General features: G+C 69.9%; 16 protein-coding genes. 9 read left to right on the forward strand and 7 right to left on the reverse strand.

Going from position 1 to position 16,965, the window contains the following annotated elements; translation table 11 throughout:
* Positions 1-58: 58 nt before the first annotated feature.
* On the reverse strand, positions 59-313 hold the full coding sequence (locus tag HHX41_RS36280) for a hypothetical protein (protein ID WP_182909622.1): 255 nt from the start codon (positions 311-313) through the stop codon (positions 59-61).
* Entirely contained in the window at positions 314-685 is a 372-nt protein-coding gene (locus HHX41_RS36285; RefSeq protein WP_182909571.1) for a DUF6247 family protein, read from the reverse strand. It lies immediately after the preceding gene.
* A 1,460-nt stretch (positions 686-2,145) separates the two neighbouring features.
* Here HHX41_RS36285 and HHX41_RS36290 point away from each other — a divergent pair.
* Positions 2,146-2,529, forward strand: coding sequence for a transposase (locus HHX41_RS36290; RefSeq protein WP_220504746.1), 384 nt, complete (start codon positions 2,146-2,148; stop codon positions 2,527-2,529).
* 30 nt (positions 2,530-2,559) lie between these two features.
* On the opposite strand, the gene HHX41_RS36295 is transcribed toward HHX41_RS36290, so the two are convergent.
* On the reverse strand, positions 2,560-3,255 hold the full coding sequence (locus tag HHX41_RS36295) for a TetR family transcriptional regulator (protein WP_182909572.1): 696 nt from the start codon (positions 3,253-3,255) through the stop codon (positions 2,560-2,562).
* Positions 3,256-3,365: 110 nt separating this feature from the next.
* Here HHX41_RS36295 and HHX41_RS36300 point away from each other — a divergent pair, with 110 nt between their 5' ends.
* The 3 genes from HHX41_RS36300 to HHX41_RS36310 all read left to right on the forward strand — a co-directional run bounded on the left by HHX41_RS36300 (position 3,366) and on the right by HHX41_RS36310 (position 6,374).
* Entirely contained in the window at positions 3,366-4,535 is a 1,170-nt protein-coding gene (locus HHX41_RS36300) for an acyl-CoA dehydrogenase family protein (protein ID WP_182909573.1), read from the forward strand.
* A gap of 84 nt (positions 4,536-4,619) precedes the next feature.
* Positions 4,620-4,760 (forward strand): hypothetical protein, encoded by a 141-nt coding sequence (locus HHX41_RS36305; RefSeq protein WP_169988564.1) that lies wholly within the window; start codon positions 4,620-4,622, stop codon positions 4,758-4,760.
* A 39-nt stretch (positions 4,761-4,799) separates the two neighbouring features.
* Entirely contained in the window at positions 4,800-6,374 is a 1,575-nt protein-coding gene (locus HHX41_RS36310) for an alpha/beta hydrolase (RefSeq protein ID WP_182909574.1), read from the forward strand.
* Between the two features lie 70 nt (positions 6,375-6,444).
* On the opposite strand, the gene HHX41_RS36315 is transcribed toward HHX41_RS36310, so the two are convergent.
* The 4 genes from HHX41_RS36315 to HHX41_RS36330 are packed head-to-tail and all read right to left on the reverse strand — an operon-like array spanning position 6,445 to position 10,884.
* The gene (locus HHX41_RS36315) at positions 6,445-7,872 is read right to left on the reverse strand and encodes an FAD-dependent oxidoreductase (RefSeq protein WP_220504747.1); all 1,428 of its coding nucleotides are present in this window, start codon (positions 7,870-7,872) and stop codon (positions 6,445-6,447) included.
* Positions 7,873-7,927: 55 nt separating this feature from the next.
* The gene (locus HHX41_RS36320; protein ID WP_169988570.1) at positions 7,928-8,383 is read right to left on the reverse strand and encodes a DUF3598 family protein; all 456 of its coding nucleotides are present in this window, start codon (positions 8,381-8,383) and stop codon (positions 7,928-7,930) included.
* Positions 8,380-9,822 (reverse strand): aldehyde dehydrogenase family protein, encoded by a 1,443-nt coding sequence (locus HHX41_RS36325; protein ID WP_182909576.1) that lies wholly within the window; start codon positions 9,820-9,822, stop codon positions 8,380-8,382. The genes HHX41_RS36320 and HHX41_RS36325 overlap by 4 nt, the downstream gene beginning before the upstream one ends.
* A 12-nt stretch (positions 9,823-9,834) precedes the next feature.
* Positions 9,835-10,884 carry a nitrilase-related carbon-nitrogen hydrolase gene (locus tag HHX41_RS36330; protein ID WP_220504748.1) on the reverse strand — a complete coding sequence of 350 codons (1,050 nt, stop codon included), beginning with the start codon at positions 10,882-10,884 and terminating at the stop codon, positions 9,835-9,837.
* A 186-nt stretch (positions 10,885-11,070) separates the two neighbouring features.
* On the opposite strand from HHX41_RS36330, the gene HHX41_RS36335 reads away from it, so the two are divergent.
* The 5 genes from HHX41_RS36335 to HHX41_RS36355 all read left to right on the forward strand — a co-directional run bounded on the left by HHX41_RS36335 (position 11,071) and on the right by HHX41_RS36355 (position 16,957).
* Positions 11,071-11,895 (forward strand): VOC family protein, encoded by an 825-nt coding sequence (locus HHX41_RS36335; protein ID WP_169988574.1) that lies wholly within the window; start codon positions 11,071-11,073, stop codon positions 11,893-11,895.
* Entirely contained in the window at positions 11,892-13,358 is a 1,467-nt protein-coding gene (locus HHX41_RS36340) for an FAD-dependent oxidoreductase (RefSeq protein WP_182909577.1), read from the forward strand. Before HHX41_RS36335 ends, HHX41_RS36340 begins: the two co-directional genes overlap by 4 nt.
* A complete protein-coding gene (locus tag HHX41_RS42115) occupies positions 13,355-14,335 on the forward strand; it encodes a VOC family protein (protein ID WP_182909578.1) in 981 nt (326 codons plus the stop codon). Before HHX41_RS36340 ends, HHX41_RS42115 begins: the two co-directional genes overlap by 4 nt.
* Before the next feature lie 126 nt (positions 14,336-14,461).
* Positions 14,462-15,694 (forward strand): ABC transporter substrate-binding protein, encoded by a 1,233-nt coding sequence (locus HHX41_RS36350; protein WP_182909579.1) that lies wholly within the window; start codon positions 14,462-14,464, stop codon positions 15,692-15,694.
* A gap of 33 nt (positions 15,695-15,727) precedes the next feature.
* Positions 15,728-16,957 (forward strand): ABC transporter substrate-binding protein, encoded by a 1,230-nt coding sequence (locus tag HHX41_RS36355; RefSeq protein WP_182909580.1) that lies wholly within the window; start codon positions 15,728-15,730, stop codon positions 16,955-16,957.
* The last annotated feature ends 8 nt before the right edge of the window (positions 16,958-16,965 follow it).

Raw genomic sequence — 16,965 nt, forward strand, 5'->3', positions numbered from 1 at the left:
CGAGCCTCCACCAGGCCCAGAGCGCTCCACCGATGGCGCTGTTGTGTTCTCTGAGCGTTCAGCCGTACCAGGTGACTTGTATGATCTCCACCACTCGTCGGTACTCGATGATCAGGTACGTGACCATGCCTCGACCGCCGTCGCCAAAGGTCTGCGTCCGCATCGGGGCGTCTGGTCGTTCTCCCATGAAGGGGTTGCCGTTCCACGGCGCGACTTGAAGGAACACGGTCGCTTCGTGGAACGCCGCGAGCGCTTCTGCAGGCAGGGCGGCGATCTGCTCGTCTACCTGCTTGCTGATGCCGACCGTGTACATCTAGAGATCGAGTTCCACGCCGAGCACAGATGCCCGTTCGGCAAGAACCTCTCGCAACGGCCTGCCCGGAACATATTCGCCACGTTCGATCTGCTCCTGGATACGAGCGCCGCGTTCCAGGACCGCTTCGTACTCCCCGGTCGCCTTCATCCTGGCCATGTGCCACCAGTGCGCGAGCAGAGCGTTCACCGGCGCGAGGTCCAGTTCCTCTGTGGCCTTGGCCATGGCCCGCCGATAGTCCCTGTCGAAGTACTCGCGGTCGGCAGGAGGCAGGCACGCACGAATGTTGCGCGGAGTCCGGTCGGCCTGCAGGGACTCCACGACCTGTTCAGGCGTCCGGACACTGAGCAAGTCGTGTGGCTCGGCGGTCATGCCGTTACCTCCTCAGCTCACAGGTGTCCTGGCTCAGCACGCGAGTCGCGACATCTCGCAACAAGCCTAACCGTCGTGGGTCGGCAAAATCGCCGCTCAGTAGAGCCAGGGTCCGGGGAAGGCTAGTCTCCCTGCCTCGAGCGGGTGACGGTCCAGCTGTTGGCCCCGGCCGCGTACTGCCGGATCCAGTCCTTGGCCGTTTCCGGTGGCGCCTCAGGCCGCTCGTGATCGCTCAGTCGCTGGCTGTCCGCTACACCTGCTCGATGATCTCGGCACGCGCCGCATCGCACACCCCATACAGCGCCACCCGTACGCCATTCGCGCGTTCTTCCTCCAGTTGCATTGATCGGGTGATCTGATGCGGCCCGCCGTGCCAGCTGCAGCTGCCTCGGCGAGGGGGCCGAGCCGGCCTTGTGACGCTCGGGACGGTACTCCTCATCGGAGACGATTCGGATTACGGTCGGCATCGCCATGGGTTCGACCCTTCCGCGGATAGGGTTCCGGCCGGTTCGCTGCCGACGATCCAAGAACCGCTGTCTGGCGTCAACCCGCTCCGCCTCCTGCCTCCGATAAATAGCCCTCCCGGCGAGGACGGCACCTTCTGGTGTGAAGCGCGGCGAAACGCCAGGAGGCTGCCCGCTGGACAGACCGGCGGACCGGAACCGAGGCGAGCAGCCTCCGAGTCGCCCGATGTACGGGCGCTCCCTGGGTCTGGTGCAGGGGGTCGGACGGATCCTCTCCGAGACTCTCGGTCTTCGCCAGGGCCTGGCTGTCTGGGCGTAGTCACGCCTGCGGTGTCACCCCTGTTCCGGCGGCTGACTATGCGCCGGCTTAGCCCGTCGCCGCAACCCGGGTTCTCGCCCGCGTGTCACCGCGGCCGCGGTGGGCGAGTGGCGGGATTCAAGATCTTTTGCTTCGCAAAACATCTTGAATCCCGCCACCATCCGGGTTGCAGCTCCGGTCACACCGTCGCGACGTTCGCTCCTTGCCGGAACGGGGCCGCCGCCGAAGGGCGGCTCCCACCGGCCAGCAGACACCAGGCCCCACCCGGGGCCGCCGACGAGGGGGAGGACCCGTGCTCGACATCCACATCAGCCTGACCGGCAGGATCGCCTACGACCCGCGCTTTTTCGCTCCCGATCACGAGGCGCCGGCCATGTGGTCGGCGGTGCTGGAGGTCAACGGGCCGCCCACCCCGAACCGCGACGGCTCCACCTATGTCCCCACGCGCCTGGTGGAGGTCGTCGTCTACGGGGTCGCCGCGATCCGCGCGCACGAGTCCTACCGCAAGGGCCACCGACCGCGTTGCAGGTGCTGGCGGACGCGGCCGGGCGCATCACCTGGGATGTCAGCGTCGATTCCACGGTTGTCCGGGCGCATCAGCACGCCGCCGGGGGGCGGGAAGGGGGATCTTCAAGCCGAGCCGCCGGGGGGCGGGTGCGGTGACTGCCGATCACGGGTTGGCGCGTTCTCGTGGCGGGCTGACCACCAAGCTGCATCTGGCCTGTGAACAGGGGCAGTATGCCGGGCGGCCCCGTACGCGCCCGGACCGTGTCCTGGCCGACAAGGCCTACACCTCCACGGCTTACCGCGCCTACCTGCGGCGGCGCGGGATCAAGGCCGCCATCCCGAGCAAGGCCGCCAAGGACGCCAACCGCCGCGCCAAGGGGTCCAAGGGCGGGCGGCCACCCGCCTTCCACCCTGAGATGTACAGGCGGTGCCACGCGGTGGAGTGCGGCATCAACCGGCTCAAACACCACCGCGCTGTCGCCACCAGGTACGACAAACTCGCCGTCCGCCACAAAGCAACGATCCTCATCGCCGCGATCGCCGAATGGCTCTGATCGACTTCGATAAAGGCCCTAATGTCGCCGTCAGTGCCGGGTGGCCGCCTCGATCTCCTCGGCCACCTTCCACAGTGGGGCGCCCTTGACGGTCAAGACCACGACGACCTCGGAAGATGACTCGTCTCCAGTTGCCCGGCCGTCTATCCAGGGGTGTAGCGCCGCCATCGCCTCGGTCATCGCAGCGTCGAACTGCGCTCGCACGTCCCCTTGGGCGCCCGTACGGAGCCAGGCGCGCAGTACATGGTTGTGCGCGGCCACTATGGCGGCGGCCGCCACCTCGTGGCGCAGCCGGAACGTCTCCCTGCTCGCTTCCTCGCGGCGGTCATCCATGTAGCGCACGAACGCCCGCTGGTAACGACTGATGGCCGCGATTTCCCACTCACGCAAGGCCGGGACGCGCCGCGTCAGCTCGTAGCGCTTGACCGCTGTCTCGGGGTCTTCCGCGTACATGTCCAGGACGATCGCGGCGGCCTCCGCGATCACGGGGAGGGGCGGACGCAGCGGGGAGGCCGATTCGAGAAATCGCGTCACCCGCCCCAGGCACTCGTCGTGGTCGGGGAAAATCGCGTCTTCCTTGTTCCGGAAGTGCCGGAAGAACGTCCGCCTGGCCACTCCGGCGGTTCTGGCGATCTCGTCCACCGTCGTCTGGTCGAAGCCCGCGTCGAGCGACAGACCGATGGCCGCTGACATCAGTTCCCGCCGCGCGTCCCGCCTCGTCGACATAGGTCCCTCCGGCCGCTGCTCGCCGACCTACCGTAACACCCACTCTGGCGCTATGGCACTGAGTGACTTACCATAAGGCACTCAGTGCTATTCGGGTCTGGGAGAAGTGGATGAGCCTGTCAGAACACCTGCACGACGCGGCGGAGGAACACCCCATGCTCCGTGAGACGGTCCGGGCCCTCGCCGACGAGAAGATCGCCCCGCGTGCCGCGGCGGCCGACGAGAACGAGGAGTTCCCCTGGGAGGTCTACAAGGACCTTGTCGGGGCCGACCTGCAGGCCGTCCACATCCCCGAGGCGTACGGCGGGGCGGGTGCGGACGCGCTCGCGACCGTGATCGTGATCGAGGAGGTCGCCCGCGCGTGCGCCTCGTCCTCGCTGATCCCGGCCGTCAACAAGCTGGGCACCGTGCCGCTGCTGCTGTCGGCGTCGGAGGAGCTCAAGCAGCGCTACCTGACGCCGGTCGCGCGCGGGGAGGCCATGTTCTCCTACGCCCTGAGCGAGCCGGAGGCGGGCTCGGACGCCGCCTCGATGAAGACCAGGGCCGAGCGTGACGGCGACCACTACGTGCTCAACGGCACCAAGATGTGGATCACCAACGCGGGCGTGTCGGAGTACTACACGGTCATGGCCGTGACCGACCCCTCGGCCGGCGCCCGGGGCATCTCCGCGTTCGTGGTGGAGAAGGACGACGAGGGCGTGTCGTTCGGTCCCAAGGAGAAGAAGCTGGGCATCAAGGGCTCGCCCACCCGCCAGGTCATCCTGGAGGACGTCCGCATCCCGGCCTCGCGGATGATCGGCGAGCCGGGCACCGGGTTCAAGACCGCGCTGGCCACGCTCGACCACACCCGCGTCACGATCGCCGCGCAGGCGCTCGGCATCGCCCAGGGCGCACTCGACTACGCCATCGGGTACGTCAAGGAGCGCAAGCAGTTCGGCAAGCCGATCGCCGACTTCCAGGGCCTGCAGTTCATGCTCGCCGACATGGCCATGAAGCTGGAGGCGGCCCGGCAGCTCACCTACGCCGCCGCGGCCAAGTCGGAGCTGGCCATGAACGGCACCCCGGTCAAGGACCTGACGTTCTTCTCCAGCGCCGCCAAGTGCGCCGCCTCCGACGCCGCCATGGAGATCACCGTCGACGCCGTCCAGCTCCTCGGCGGGTACGGCTACACGCGCGAGTTCCCGGTCGAGCGCATGATGCGCGACGCCAAGATCACCCAGATCTACGAGGGCACCAACCAGATCCAGCGCATGGTCATGGCCCGCCAGCTCCTCAAGTAGCCGCTGAGCAGCGAAAACCCCGCCTCCCGTACATGGGAGGCGGGGTTCGCCGTGTCCGGGCGGAGCCTCTGAGCGATCGCCGAGGTGGTGCTGCTGTCGGTGGCGGCCGCCCTGCTCGGCACCGTGATCGGCGTCGGGTTCGCCTGGGCCGGCTACGAGGTGATCGTGAAGCGGGCTCTCGGCGACGCCGGCAGGGCGTTGACATGCTCGCCCGGTCGTCAATAGGTTCCTGGAGTGAAACAGCGTTCTAAATAGAGGAACAGAATGCGACCGGGATACCTCACTCTGCCCTCGGGGCAGGTGCATCTGCGCCAGGCCGGGGCCGGCTCACCCGTATTGCTCCTCCACGACGCCCCCGGTTGCGCCGGGGGCTGGGACCCGGAGCTGATCGAGACGATCGCCGGCAGGCGATGGGTGATCGCCCCGGACCTGATCGGCTTCGGCGGCACCACCGTCGACGACGGCGCTGCGGGAGATCTCGACGTCCAGGCCGACATGCTCGCCGCGGCGCTGACCCTGCTCGGCGTGCGCCGCACCCCGGTGGCGGCCGAGGGGGCCGGGGCAGCCGTGGCCGCCCGGCTCGCCGAACGCCACCCCGGGCTGGTCCACGGCTTCCTGGTGCTGCACGTTCCGTACGGCGGCGCCGAGCGTCCGCCCGCGCCGTCCGCGCCGGACGGCAGCGGCGGGCACCTGCTGCGGCTGTACGACGAGGTCCGGGACAGCCTCGTCTTCAGCCCCTGGTGGCGCCCATCGGCCCGGAACCGGCGGAGTCGTGGGTTGCCCTCCGCCGAGGTCCTGCACGCCCTTTTCCTGGAGACGGCCGACCACGGCGACGCGCACCGGCGACTGGCGTCGAGCGCGGCCGAGGCATGGCCCGGCGTGGCGGGGCTCTCCGGGATGGCCGTCGCCGGTGACGACTGGGCCGCCGACATCCTGGCCCTCCCCGAGGGGGACGTGGTCGCGGAGCCGGCGAAGAGCGAGTCCGGCGAACGCGACTACGTCGAGGTGAGCACGGGTGTCGTCCATGTCCGCCGCTTCGGCGCTCAGTCCTCCGGCCGCCGTCCGGTGCTGATGCTGCACGCCAATCCCGGATCCGGGTCCGGCCTCGAGCCCCTGGCCAGGGCACTGGGTGAGACCCGTACGGTCCTCGTTTGGGACACCCCGGGTCACGGCCGGTCCACACCGCTGCCGGGGACCGCGGCGGACGCGCCGACCCTCGGCGGCACCTACGTGCCGCTGCTGGTGGAACTGCTCGACGCGCAGGGCATCGAGACGTGCGACGTGTACGGCACCCACACCGGCGCGGCGATGGCCGTCGAGCTGGCCGTCGCCGCGCCGGACCGGGTGGGCGCGCTCGTCCTCGACGGGGTGCCGCTGTTCGACGACCAGCCCGAGCTGGTCGCCTCCGTCATGGAGAACTACTTCGTGGACCTGACCCCCGACACGCACGGCTCGCATCTGCGCCGCGCCTGGGGGGCGAGCGCGGACATGGCGTTGTGGTGGCCCTGGTTCAACCACACCCCGGAGGGTGTCCGGGACGTCGACGCCTACCGGCCGGAGTTCCTGCATCGGGTCGTGCTCGACATGTTGCGGTCCGCGCCGCACTACCACCGCTACTACCGTGCCGCCTGGCAGTGGCCCTGCACCGAGCGGCTGCCGCTGGTGAAGCGGCCCGTGCTGGTGGGCAGCACGCTCACCGATCCGCTGGCGCCGATGACCCCGGTGGCGCTGCGGCTTCTGAGGGACGCCACCGAGGCCACCTTCGCGCCCCTGGGAGCCCCGGGCTCGCCCGAGGCCAACGCGGTCCTGCTGGCCCGATACCTCGACGGGATCGCGTGAGGCCGTCGTGAAAGAAGGAACCGCCCCCTCACCAGAGGAGGCGGTTCCCTCGTGAACGTGCCGGTCTATCTCACCGGTCTTCCGCGGCCAGGCGGCGGCCGAGCAACCGGCCGAACGTGATGGCGGGCGTGACCAGCATCCCGGAGCAGAAGCTCTGTCCGCAGGTGGCCGCGGCGCCGATCACTTCGCCGATGGCGTACAGGTTGGGCAGCGGCGAACCGTCGGTCCGCCGTACGCGGAAGTCCGAGTCGATGTCGATCCCCGCGAACGTGACCAGGGAGATGGCGTGGTTGCGGATCGCGTAGAAGGGCGGCTGGAGGAGGGGCAGCGGCAGATGGGCGCGCCCGAAGTCGGGGTCGACGCCGGAGGCCACCGCCTCGTTGTAGCGGGCGGCCGTCGCGGTCAGGCCCGCCGGGTCGATCCCGGCCTTCGCCGCCAGTTCCTCCAGCGTCCCGGCCGAGTGCACGCCGGTGCGATGGTCGGCACGGGCGCGGAGATCCTCGGGTGTCCAGCCCACGACGAGCGGGCGGCCCGACCGCGTCGACTCGACCATCGCGTCGTCGAACACGGTCCAGAAGGTCATGTCGTCGATGCGGGTGAGCGCGCGTTCCTTGTCGTCGATCGAGGGCTCGTCCTCCGCGACCCAGCGCCGGCCGTGCTTGTCGACGTATATCTCGACGGGTGGGCGTTCGGCCGCGATGAGGAGCTGACGGTCGGACCAGTTGGCCTTTCCCGGCGAGGTGGGATGGGGCAGGCCGCCGAACGAGGGCAGGAACGAACCGGTCCCGGCCACCGCCGCGCCGAGCTCTCTCGCCAGGTGGATCCCGTCGCCGGTCGAGGTCGGGTGCGCCGCCGACACGAGCGGCGCTCCCTCCAGTTCCAGGAACAGATCCGGATCGGCGGCGAAACCGCCGGTGGCCAGCACCACCTCACGGGCGTGTACTTCCACGTCCTGGTCGCCTCGCAGGACGGAGACCCCGCCGACCCCGCCGTTCCGGGGGATGAGCCCGATCACCGGGGAGTTCTTCCACAGATCCAGCCGGCCCGTGGCGATCGCCTCGTCCAGCAGGCGTTCGAACACCTCCAGGATCGACATCGCCTCGTCGGCGCCGTAGTAGGTCCGCGCCGTGGTGTACGGCTCGTGCCCGTAGACGATCCGGGGTGTCTCGGACGCGAAGCGGAAATCACGGTCGTCCAGCCAGTCGACGGTCTCGGCGGCGTTCTCGGCCACGATGCGGACCAGATCCTCGCGGGCGGTCCCGGCGCTGATGCGGCGGATGTCGGCGAGGTGGGCGTCGACGGAGTCCGCGATGCCCCGCTCGGCCTGTCGCCGGGTCCCCGCCGCCGCCATGTGCCCGCCCGAGATGTGCAGCGTGCCGCCGATCTGGTGGTCCTTCTCCACCAGAAGCACCTTCGCGCCCGCGAGGGCCGCCTCCGCCGCGCAGGGGATGCCGGCGGTGCCGGCGCCGACCACCACGAGGTCGTAGCTGAATTCCACTGGTGGATCTCCTGTAGTGCTTTCCGTTGTCGCTCTCATCACTCCGCCGCGTCCTTCATGCGGCCGGGCTGTACCACCGCTCGGGCTCGGCACCGGGAACACGGCGCTCCTCGATGAGCGTCAGGCGGGTCAGCCTGCCCTCCTCGAAGTGCTGCCACAGGCGGGTGCGGTAGTCCCCCTGCGGCATCGACATCTCGACGATCCGCTCCTGCGGGCGATGGTTCCAGCCGAAGGTGAAGACGATGGCCTGGTCACCCGCACGGCTGGTCGTGCCCCACATCTCGGTGTCGACGAACTCGACGTGGTCGCCGTCCACGACGGCGCGGTAGTGCCGTACCGCGGGCTCCTCGCCCTCGCGGAGGTACACCACCTTCTCCGTCCAGTCGGTCCCCTCCATGAGACCCTCCTGGCGGCTGGCGAAACGCTCCACGAGGGCGCCGGCGGCGTCGAGCACGGTGTAGGTGCCCTCCCACACTCCGGACATGTCGCGCAGGATGTCGGCGATGGTCATCGTTCCTCCGTCTGGCTGGAAGCGCCGTCGTAGTACCAGGGCCTGGGACCGGCGGCGTCGCGCACCAGCAGGGCTCGCCGCCGAAGGAAGCGCCGCACGGAGGGCGGGCCCATGCGGGAGGCTCCGAGTCCGGACAGTTTGAAGGAGTTCTTCTCGACGGCCGGGACCATGCCGGTGAGGCAGGCGTCGTTGACGCTCACCGCTCCGACCTCGAGACGGTGGGCGATCGACAGCGCCTCGTCGGCCGTGCCCGCGAAGACGGCGGCGCTGAGCCCGAAGTCGGTGTCGTTGGCGAGCGCGACGGCCTCGTCCGCGCCGTCGAAGGCCATCACCGGGATGATCGGACCGAAGGTCTCCTCGCGCATGACGCGCATCGTGTGGTCGACCCCGGTCAGCACGGTGGGCCGCAGGTAGATGCCGCCGCCGAGGATCTTGATCGAGCCGCCGGTCCTCACCCGGGCGCCCTTCGCGACGGCGTCGTCCAGGTGTTCGCGGATGGTCTCCGCCTGCGCGGCGGTGATGATCGGCCCGATCTGCCCGTCGGCGAGGTCCGGGTAGGCCAGCCGTACGCGTTCCGCCCTGGCGGCCAGCGTGTCCACGAACACGCCGGCGACTAGCCGGTCCACGTACACCCGCTCGAGGGACATGCAGGAGTGCCCGGAGTTGATGGTCGAGCCCCACAGGATCGCGGAGGCGGCGGCGTCGAGGTCCGCCGACGCCGTGACGATCGCCGGGTCCTTCCCGCCGAGTTCGAGGAACGCCGGGATGAAGCGGGCGGCCGCCGCCGCGGCGATGGCGCGTCCGGTCTGGACGCTGCCGGTGAAGCAGACGGCGTCGGCCGCGTCGATCACCGCGGCGCCCGTGGAGCCGTCGCCCTCGACCACCTCGAAGACGCCCGGCAGGTCCGGGGTCTCCGCTATGCAGGCGCGCAGCACGGGAATGAACCGGGGCGTCATCTCGCTCGGCTTGAGCAGCACCGCCGAACCCGCGAGCAGCGCCGGAACCGCGTCGATCAGCGCGAGCTGGAACGGGAAGTTCCATGGAGAGATGACGGCGACCAGCGGGTAGGCCACCAGGTCGGCGGCGGCGTGGACCTCCGGATCAGGCGTGGGGGCGGGCGCGGCGGGCGCGAAGGTCTCCTCGGCGAACAGGCACGCCCGGTCGATGCCGCCGACGACGGCGTCCACCTCCAGTCCGGACACCCACCGCCGTCCGGTGTCGGCCTCCAGCCTGGACACGATCTCGTCCCGCCGGCGGACGAGCGTCTCCCTGAATTCCCGTAGGACGGCGATCCGCCGCTCGACCGGCCGCGCGGCCCACTCCGCCTGGCGGGCTCGCAGCCGCTGCTCCGCGCGGCGTATCTCTCCGGCGTCAGCGGCCTCGATCGTGTAGTCCGCCACACCCGTACGAGGGTTGCGGACGGAGATCTTCTTCGTCATCTCAACCGTTTCTCAGATCAGGCCGTCCGCGGACAGCCGCTCGATCACCTGGCGTTGCGTCGCCGCGAAATGCTCACGCGAGATCTCGCCCGGCCGCACGCTGTCCGGCGGGTAGAAGGAGGTGCCGGCGTAGCTGGGCGCGTAGAGCTCGAAGCGCTGCCGGGGGAGGAGGTTCATCATCTCCGGCGTCCTGCGCGCCCGGCGCAGTGCCGCCAGGTCGATCTCCGCGTTGGCGGCCATCGACTCGCCCTGACCGGCCTTGGCGATGACGATGCCCCGGTGGTCCACGATCTGGCTGCCGCCGTCGCCCGACTCGGGCGGCAGGCCGGTGCCGTACAGCCCCGCGGTGTTGGCGGACACCACGTAGGCGCCGTTCTCGACCGCGCGGGCGAGCTTGGCGACGTTCTTCGGCGACAGCAGCGCGCTGCAGACCTCGGAGGAGCTGTGCAGGAACACCTCGGCGCCCCGCATGGCGAGGCAGCGGGCGACCTCGGGGAAGAGGATCTCCTCGGACGCGATCGCCGCCAGCGTGCCGATCTCGGTCCTGGCGACGGGGAAGAGCGCGTCCTCGCCGTAGACCGACAGGTAGTCGTCGAGGATGTCGTGCGGGGTCACGGCGAACATCGAGTTGAGCCGGCGGTAACGCAGGACGACCTCGCCACGCGGGTCGAACACGACCGACGCCTGGAAGTAGACGCCGGGGAAGTGCTCGTCGAGTTCGTAGCCGTTGACGCACAGGAACACCCCGGCGTCGCCGGCGATCTCGGCCAGGCGCGCGTACTCCGGGCCGCCGGGCGCCAGGGCCGCCCGCTCGCACCACTCGGGGACCGGCTCCCCGATGGGGTGGCCGGTCAGGAGGTACTCGGGAAGCACCACGAGCCGCAGGTCCGGCCCTACGAAGCGTTTCGTCGCCACGACCTGTTCCCGGACCCGGTCTATGGCCGTACGGATCATGTCGCGGCTCGCCGCGGTGTCGTCGGCGCGATTGACGGCGTGACACGCGGTCTGCAGCGCGACCGCACGGAAGGCGGTCACCGCCCCTTCCGCAGCATCTCGGCTCACAGGATCTCCGTTCCACACATCGAAACGCTGTTTCTGTCCCGACTATAGGGAAGAGCCTCCCGGATCCGAAAGGTCTGACGCTTCATTGACATGGAGGGGTGGTCGCTCTAGCGTGAAACGTTGTTCCGTTCTGCGGAACATCGAGACCCCGATGGAACGGAGGCTGGTTTGTCGCTCGGAGCGGTAGTGGAGGCAGTAATCGCATGCCGGGACGTCGAGGCGTCGATCGCCTTCCACACCCGGGCGTTCGACCTCGACATGATCGAACGCGACGACACGGAAGCGCTTCTGGGAGTGCGCGGCGGCGAGACCGGCCGGATACGGCTCGTCCCCGCCCCCGCGGACGCCGCAGGGGCCGCTGAGCCGCGCGTCTGGGACATCGGCCCCAGGCTTCTCGGCATCTACTCCAGGAACCTCGCCCGGACCACGCGGAAGATCGACGAGGCCGGCGGCCGGTCGCTGCCGATCGCGACCTACCCGTACGGCTCCGGCACGCTGAGCGAATGCGTCGCGCTCGGCGCCGACGGCGTCTGGTGGACGATTCCGCAGGCGGGCGCCGCGCACCGGCCGAGCCCCGCGCTCGAGGGAGATCCGGACCGGCTGCACGGCGAGTTGCACACGGCCGTCGTCGTGCCCGCCGACCATGAGCAGGCGCTGCGGTTCTTCGCCGAGGGCGGCGGGCTGAGCGTCGCGTTCGACGGCGAGATGAACGGTGAGACGTTCGAGCGGATGACCGGCATGCCGGCCGGGGCGAGCCTGCGGCTGTCCTTCCTCGTCTCCGCCGGCCAGGCCCCCGCCCGTTTCGAGATCATGTCGTTCACCGGGGTCGACGCGGCGGACCTGTCCGATCGGCCGCTCGGGCTGCGCCGGGTGGTGTTCGAAGCGGACGACCCCGCCGCCACGGCGGCCAGGCTGGCGGCCCACGGCGGCGTACGCCTCGGGGAGCACCTGGTGCGCGGGCCGGCGGGCCTGGAGGTGGAGCTGTGCGAGCCTCGGGAAGGCGCGCGATGACCACACGGGATCTCGGATGTTTCGACGTCGTGGTCGTCGGGGCCGGGACCGGCGGATTGTGCGTCGCCATCGAGGCCGCCGCCGCGGGGGCGAGCGTGCTCGTTGTCGACAAGCTCGCCGACGTGGGTGGCATGCTGCACATCGCCAACGGCGAGTTCAGCGGAGCGGGCACCCGGCGCCAGGCCGCCCGCGGCATCGACGACACCCCGGAACGCCACTTCGACGACGTGATGCGGCTGTCCCACGGCAAGGCCGATCGGGACCTCGTCTGGCAGACCGTGCGTGCGCAGGGCGACACGGTCGACTGGCTGGAAAGTGAGGGCTTCGACTTCGACCCCGCGACCCCGGGCCTCGTCCACGGGCACGAGGTCTACTCGGTGCCGCGCACCTACTGGGGCGTTGAATTCGGCAGGTCGGTGCTGCGGGTGCTGCGGCGGCGGCTCGACGACGCCGTCCGATCGGGCTCGGTGCGGTTGCTCCTCGGCACGCGGGTCCGAAGCGCCGTGCTGGACGACGGCCGGGTGACCGGCGTCGCCGGGACCGGCTCAGACGGCGGTGAGGTGGTCGCGTACGGCGACGCCGTCGTGCTCGCCACCGGCGGGTACGACGCCAACCCGGCCCTGCGCAACGAGTTCCTCCCTCCCGGCTGTGAGGACGCGATCGTCGCCTGTCTCGACCACGCCACGGGTGACGGGCTGGCGATGGCTGTCGAGATCGGCGCCGACGTCAGCCGCGACGGGTTCTTCATTCCGGTGATGGGGTTGATCCCCGATCCCGGCCGCAGCGGGTTCGCGGTCGACTACCGGGAGGCGTTCCTGGAGTTCGCCCCGGCCTACCGGACCCCGCACGAGATCTGGGTCAACCGCGACGGCAGGCGTTTCGTCGCGGAGGACGGCACCAGCCCCGAGCATCGGGAGCGGGCGCTGCTGCGCCAGCCGGGAATCGCCATGCACGTCGTCTGGGACCGCGCGATCGCCGAGACGGCGGAACCGCTGATCCGCAACGGTGCGGGGGACTGGACCCACGAGCGCATGCTCGCAGAATGTGAGCGCGGCCGATGGATCGTCGCCGCCGACACCATCGAGGAGCTCGCGGAACGGCTCGTCGTGGACGCCGCCGGGCTCACCGCGACCGTGGAGCGATACAACGCGGCGGTCCGCGCCGGCCACGATCCCGATTTCGGGCGGACGACCCTGCCCGTGCCCATTGGGACACCGCCGTTCTACGGGATCACCTCGGTCGCCGCCTCCCTGCTCAGCCGGGACGGCCTGCGGGTGAACGGCGACCTGGCCGTGCTGAACCGCGAAGGCGCTCCCATCCCCGGCCTCTTCGCCGTGGGAGAGGTGCTCGGCAACAACGTCTTCGCCGGTGACAACTACGTCGGCGGCATGAGCGTGACTCCGGCCATGACACTGGGCCGGCTGCTCGGCGCGCGGCTCGCGGCCGGCCGGGACGCCTCGTGAGCGCCGGCTCGGGTTCCACGCCGCTGGTCGAGAGCGTCACCTCCGCGGTGATCGGAGTCACCGGCTTCGACGCCCATCTCGACCTGTTCTGCGGCGAGCTCGGGTTCGAGGTGTCCGGAGAGGGCGTGGTGGCGGCGGCCGACGCGGCACGGCTGTGGGGAGACGGACTCGGCGACGTGGAGACCAGGCTGCTCACCGCGGCGGGTGCGGACACCGGCCGGATCCACCTGCTGAAGGTCGCCGAGCCGGTCGCGGCCGCGGCGCACCCCCACACGCTGGATGTCGGCCTCGCCGGCATCGATCTCTACACTCGTGACATCCAGGCGTCCCACGACCGCCTGCGGGCGCGGGGCCACCCGTGGGGCAGCAGGCCGTCGACGTACGAGGTGCCGCTGGGGGAGGGCTCGATATCGGTCACGGAGGGCTTCTGCTTCGGGCCGGACGGGCTCGACATCGTCTTCGTCCAGCCGGGCGAGGCGCGCGGCACGGTGGCCTGGGACACCGATCCCGCCCGGCACTACACCGAGCTCACCTCCGTGGTCTGTCACGTTCCGGACATCGAGGCTGAGCTGCGGTTCTGGGGTACCGACGGGCTCGGCCTGTCGGTCTGGTACGACGTGACGTTCAGCTCGCCCGGCCTGGAGGCGATGGCCGGCCTGCCGGCGGGCACCGCCGTACGGCTGGCGTTCCTCGCCGGAGCCGAGGGCGGGACGACCCGCATCGAGATCGTCCACATCCCCGGAGACGCGCGCGGGGTCGACCGGCGTGCGTCGCAGCGGCCCGGCCGCGGCCTCGGGCACACGGGATGGTCGGTCCGCACGCGGGATGCCGACGCGGCGGTGACCCGCGCCGTGCGCGCCGGAGGGCGTGTGCTCTGCCCTCCCTTCGAGGCCACGACTCCGCTGCACGGCACCGCCAGGCTCGCCGTGGCCGACACGCCCAACGGAATCTCCGTGGAGCTCTGGCAGCCGCTGTGAGCCGGCTCATTGCGACTGGGTTAAACATCAGACCAATTCATTGACATGGGGATGGCCGCATTCCTAGGCTCACCGTAACGCTGTTCCGCACAGTGGAATCTAAGTCAAGAGAACAGGAGGTGGCACGTGCGCGGACCAGGTATTCGATGGGTGGCGGCGGCGGCCGTCGGCGCACTGGTGCTCTCCGGATGCGCGAGCAAGGAAGAGCGGGCCGCCGAGGCGGGCGGAACGAGCGGCTCGGGCTGGACCGCGGGCACCGACACCATCAAGATCGGGCTCATCAGTCCCATGACCGGCGCCTACTCGATCCTCGGAATTCTGCAGGAGAACTCGATCCGGGTGGAGATGGACCGGATCAACCAGGCGGGCGGCATCGGCGGGGCCAAGCTGGAACTGGTCATCCGGGACTCCGCGCTCGACCCGGGCAAGGCCGTCCAGGCGACCAACGAGATGGTGGGCGACAGCCAGGTCAAGATGGTGGTGGGCCCCTCGCTCTCGGCGTTCTACAACGCCGCCAAGGGGATCTACGAGCAGAACCGCATGCTCAACTGCCAGCCCGGGGTCGGCACGGGTGACTTCGGCGTCCTCAAGTACGGCTTCCGCTCCCAGGACCCCAACGACATCGGGGTCGAGAAGATGACGCAGTATCTCCAGAGCGCGGGCGTCAAGTCGGTCGGACTCGTGTACGAGGCCGACGACACCGGCAAGGCGATGGACGGCTACCTCAAGGAGTTCGCGCCCAAGTACGGGCTCACCTACCTGGGCTACCAGCAGACCCGTCCCGACGACCAGTCGCATCGGCCGTACATCGACAAGCTCAAGGACGCCGGGGCCATCATGGTCTCCAGCAACGCCAGCGGCGCGAAGACGATGGCGGCGGCCGACGAGGCCGGTTACAAGGGCCTGATGGTCGGCACGTCCGGGCTGCAGAACGTGTCCTTCCTCGACGCGGCCCAGGATCTCGCCATCGGTTCCGTCTTCGCGGCGGGCAACCTGCAGTTCAACATCCGCGACAAGGCCACGTGGAAGGCCGGCTACCGCACCCACGTCGAGGCGATCGAGAAGCGTTTCGGGGTGGTCGAGGGGCCGAAGTCCGGCGCGAAGATGCCGAAGGGCACCGCCATCGCGGCCGACTGCGTCACCGCGTTCGCCGCGGCGGCGGAAAGCGCCAAGTCGCTCGACCCAGACAAGCTGGCCGGGGCGATGGCGCAGCTCGACGTCCCCGACACCCAGACCCCGTCCGGCAACACGATCAAGCCGGCGGACCACGAGTTCTACCACGTCGGCGACATCCACATCTACCGCTGGGACAAGGACGCCGACGGCTGGTTCATCACCGATGTCACCCCGAAGTCCTGATAAAGCCTGATCTTCGCCCGAAAGGATCCCCCCATGGCCCTCACCACCGGTCGCAAACTGACCGCGCTGCTCGGCGCGGCCCTGCTGCTCACCGCCTGCGCGAGCAAGGAGGAACGCGCCCGAGACGCGCAGACATCCTCCGGCAGCGGCTGGAGCGTCGGGCGTCCAGTGGTGAAGGTCGGCCTCATCGGTCCCATGACCGGGCCGTTCGCCGTCGCCGGCATCTCGCTGGAGAACTCGCTGAAGGTCGAGATCGACCGGCTCAACGCCGACGGCGGCGTCGGCGGAGCCAAGCTCGAGCTCGTGGTCCGCGACTCCGGCCTCGACCCGGCGAAGGCCGTGCAGGCCGCGAACGAGTTCGCCGGCGACGACGGCATCGGCCTGGTGGTGGGGCCGGCGCTGTCGGCGTTCTACAACGCCGCCAAGGGCAGTTTCGAAAGCGGCAGGAAGGTCAACTGCCAGCCTATGGTGGCGACCGGCGACTTCAGCTCGTTGAAGTACGGGTTCCGCGCCCAGGACCCGGTCAGCCTCGACGTCGCGAAGATGATCGCCCACCTCAAGGCGGAGGGGGTCACCTCGATCGGCGTGATCTACGAGGGAGACGACGCGGGCAAGGGCACGGCCGACGAGGTCAAGGTCCAGGCGGAGGCGGCGGGCCTGACCTGGAAGGGCTTCGAGGCGACCCGGCCCGACGACCAGTCGCACCGCGCGTACGTCGACAAGCTCAAGGACGCCGGGGCGATCTGGATCTCCAACTCCGCGAGCGGCGCCAAGACCATGGCCGCTGCGAGTGAGGCGGGTTACCGGGGGCTCATCGTCGGCGGTTCCGGCGCCCGCAACATCTCCTTCGTCGAGGCGGCGGGCGACGCCGCGGACGGCGCGCTCTTCAGCGCCACCTATTACCCGTACCCGAGCCGCGACGCCCGGGACACATGGAAGCCGGGCTACCGGCAGCACGTCGAGGAGATCGAGAAGCGGTTCGGCAGGAACGTGGGCCCGAAGACCGGCGCCGAGTCGCCCAAGGCCGCCGAGATCGCCGCCGACTGCGTGCTCGCGTACGTGAAGGCGGCCGACCAGGCCCGCTCTCTCGAACCCGACGCCGTCACCGCCGCGCTCGACAAGATTGAGATCTCCGACCAGGAGACCCCGTCCGGAAACTCCGTCTCCCCCGACAAGCACGAGTTCTACGGCATGGACGACATCCACGTCTACCAGTGGAAGAAGGACGACAAGGGCTGGACCACCGTCGAAGTCACCAAGTGACGTGGAAC

The sequence above is a fragment of the Microbispora sp. H13382 genome (genome assembly GCF_014161445.1).
Taxonomy (GTDB): Bacteria; Actinomycetota; Actinomycetes; order Streptosporangiales; family Streptosporangiaceae; genus Microbispora.

Excerpts from the sequence above, each read along its gene's own strand:
- HHX41_RS36280 (WP_182909622.1), bottom strand. The coding sequence starts at position 313 with ATGTACACGGTCGGCATCAGCAAGCAGGTAGACGAGCAGATCGCCGCC.
- HHX41_RS36285 (WP_182909571.1), bottom strand. The coding sequence starts at position 685 with ATGACCGCCGAGCCACACGACTTGCTCAGTGTCCGGACGCCTGAACAG.
- HHX41_RS36295 (WP_182909572.1), bottom strand. The coding sequence starts at position 3,255 with ATGTCGACGAGGCGGGACGCGCGGCGGGAACTGATGTCAGCGGCCATC.
- HHX41_RS36300 (WP_182909573.1), top strand. The coding sequence starts at position 3,366 with ATGAGCCTGTCAGAACACCTGCACGACGCGGCGGAGGAACACCCCATG.
- HHX41_RS36310 (WP_182909574.1), top strand. The coding sequence starts at position 4,800 with ATGCGACCGGGATACCTCACTCTGCCCTCGGGGCAGGTGCATCTGCGC.
- HHX41_RS36320 (WP_169988570.1), bottom strand. The coding sequence starts at position 8,383 with ATGACCATCGCCGACATCCTGCGCGACATGTCCGGAGTGTGGGAGGGC.
- HHX41_RS36325 (WP_182909576.1), bottom strand. The coding sequence starts at position 9,822 with ATGACGAAGAAGATCTCCGTCCGCAACCCTCGTACGGGTGTGGCGGAC.
- HHX41_RS36340 (WP_182909577.1), top strand. The coding sequence starts at position 11,892 with ATGACCACACGGGATCTCGGATGTTTCGACGTCGTGGTCGTCGGGGCC.
- HHX41_RS36355 (WP_182909580.1), top strand. The coding sequence starts at position 15,728 with ATGGCCCTCACCACCGGTCGCAAACTGACCGCGCTGCTCGGCGCGGCC.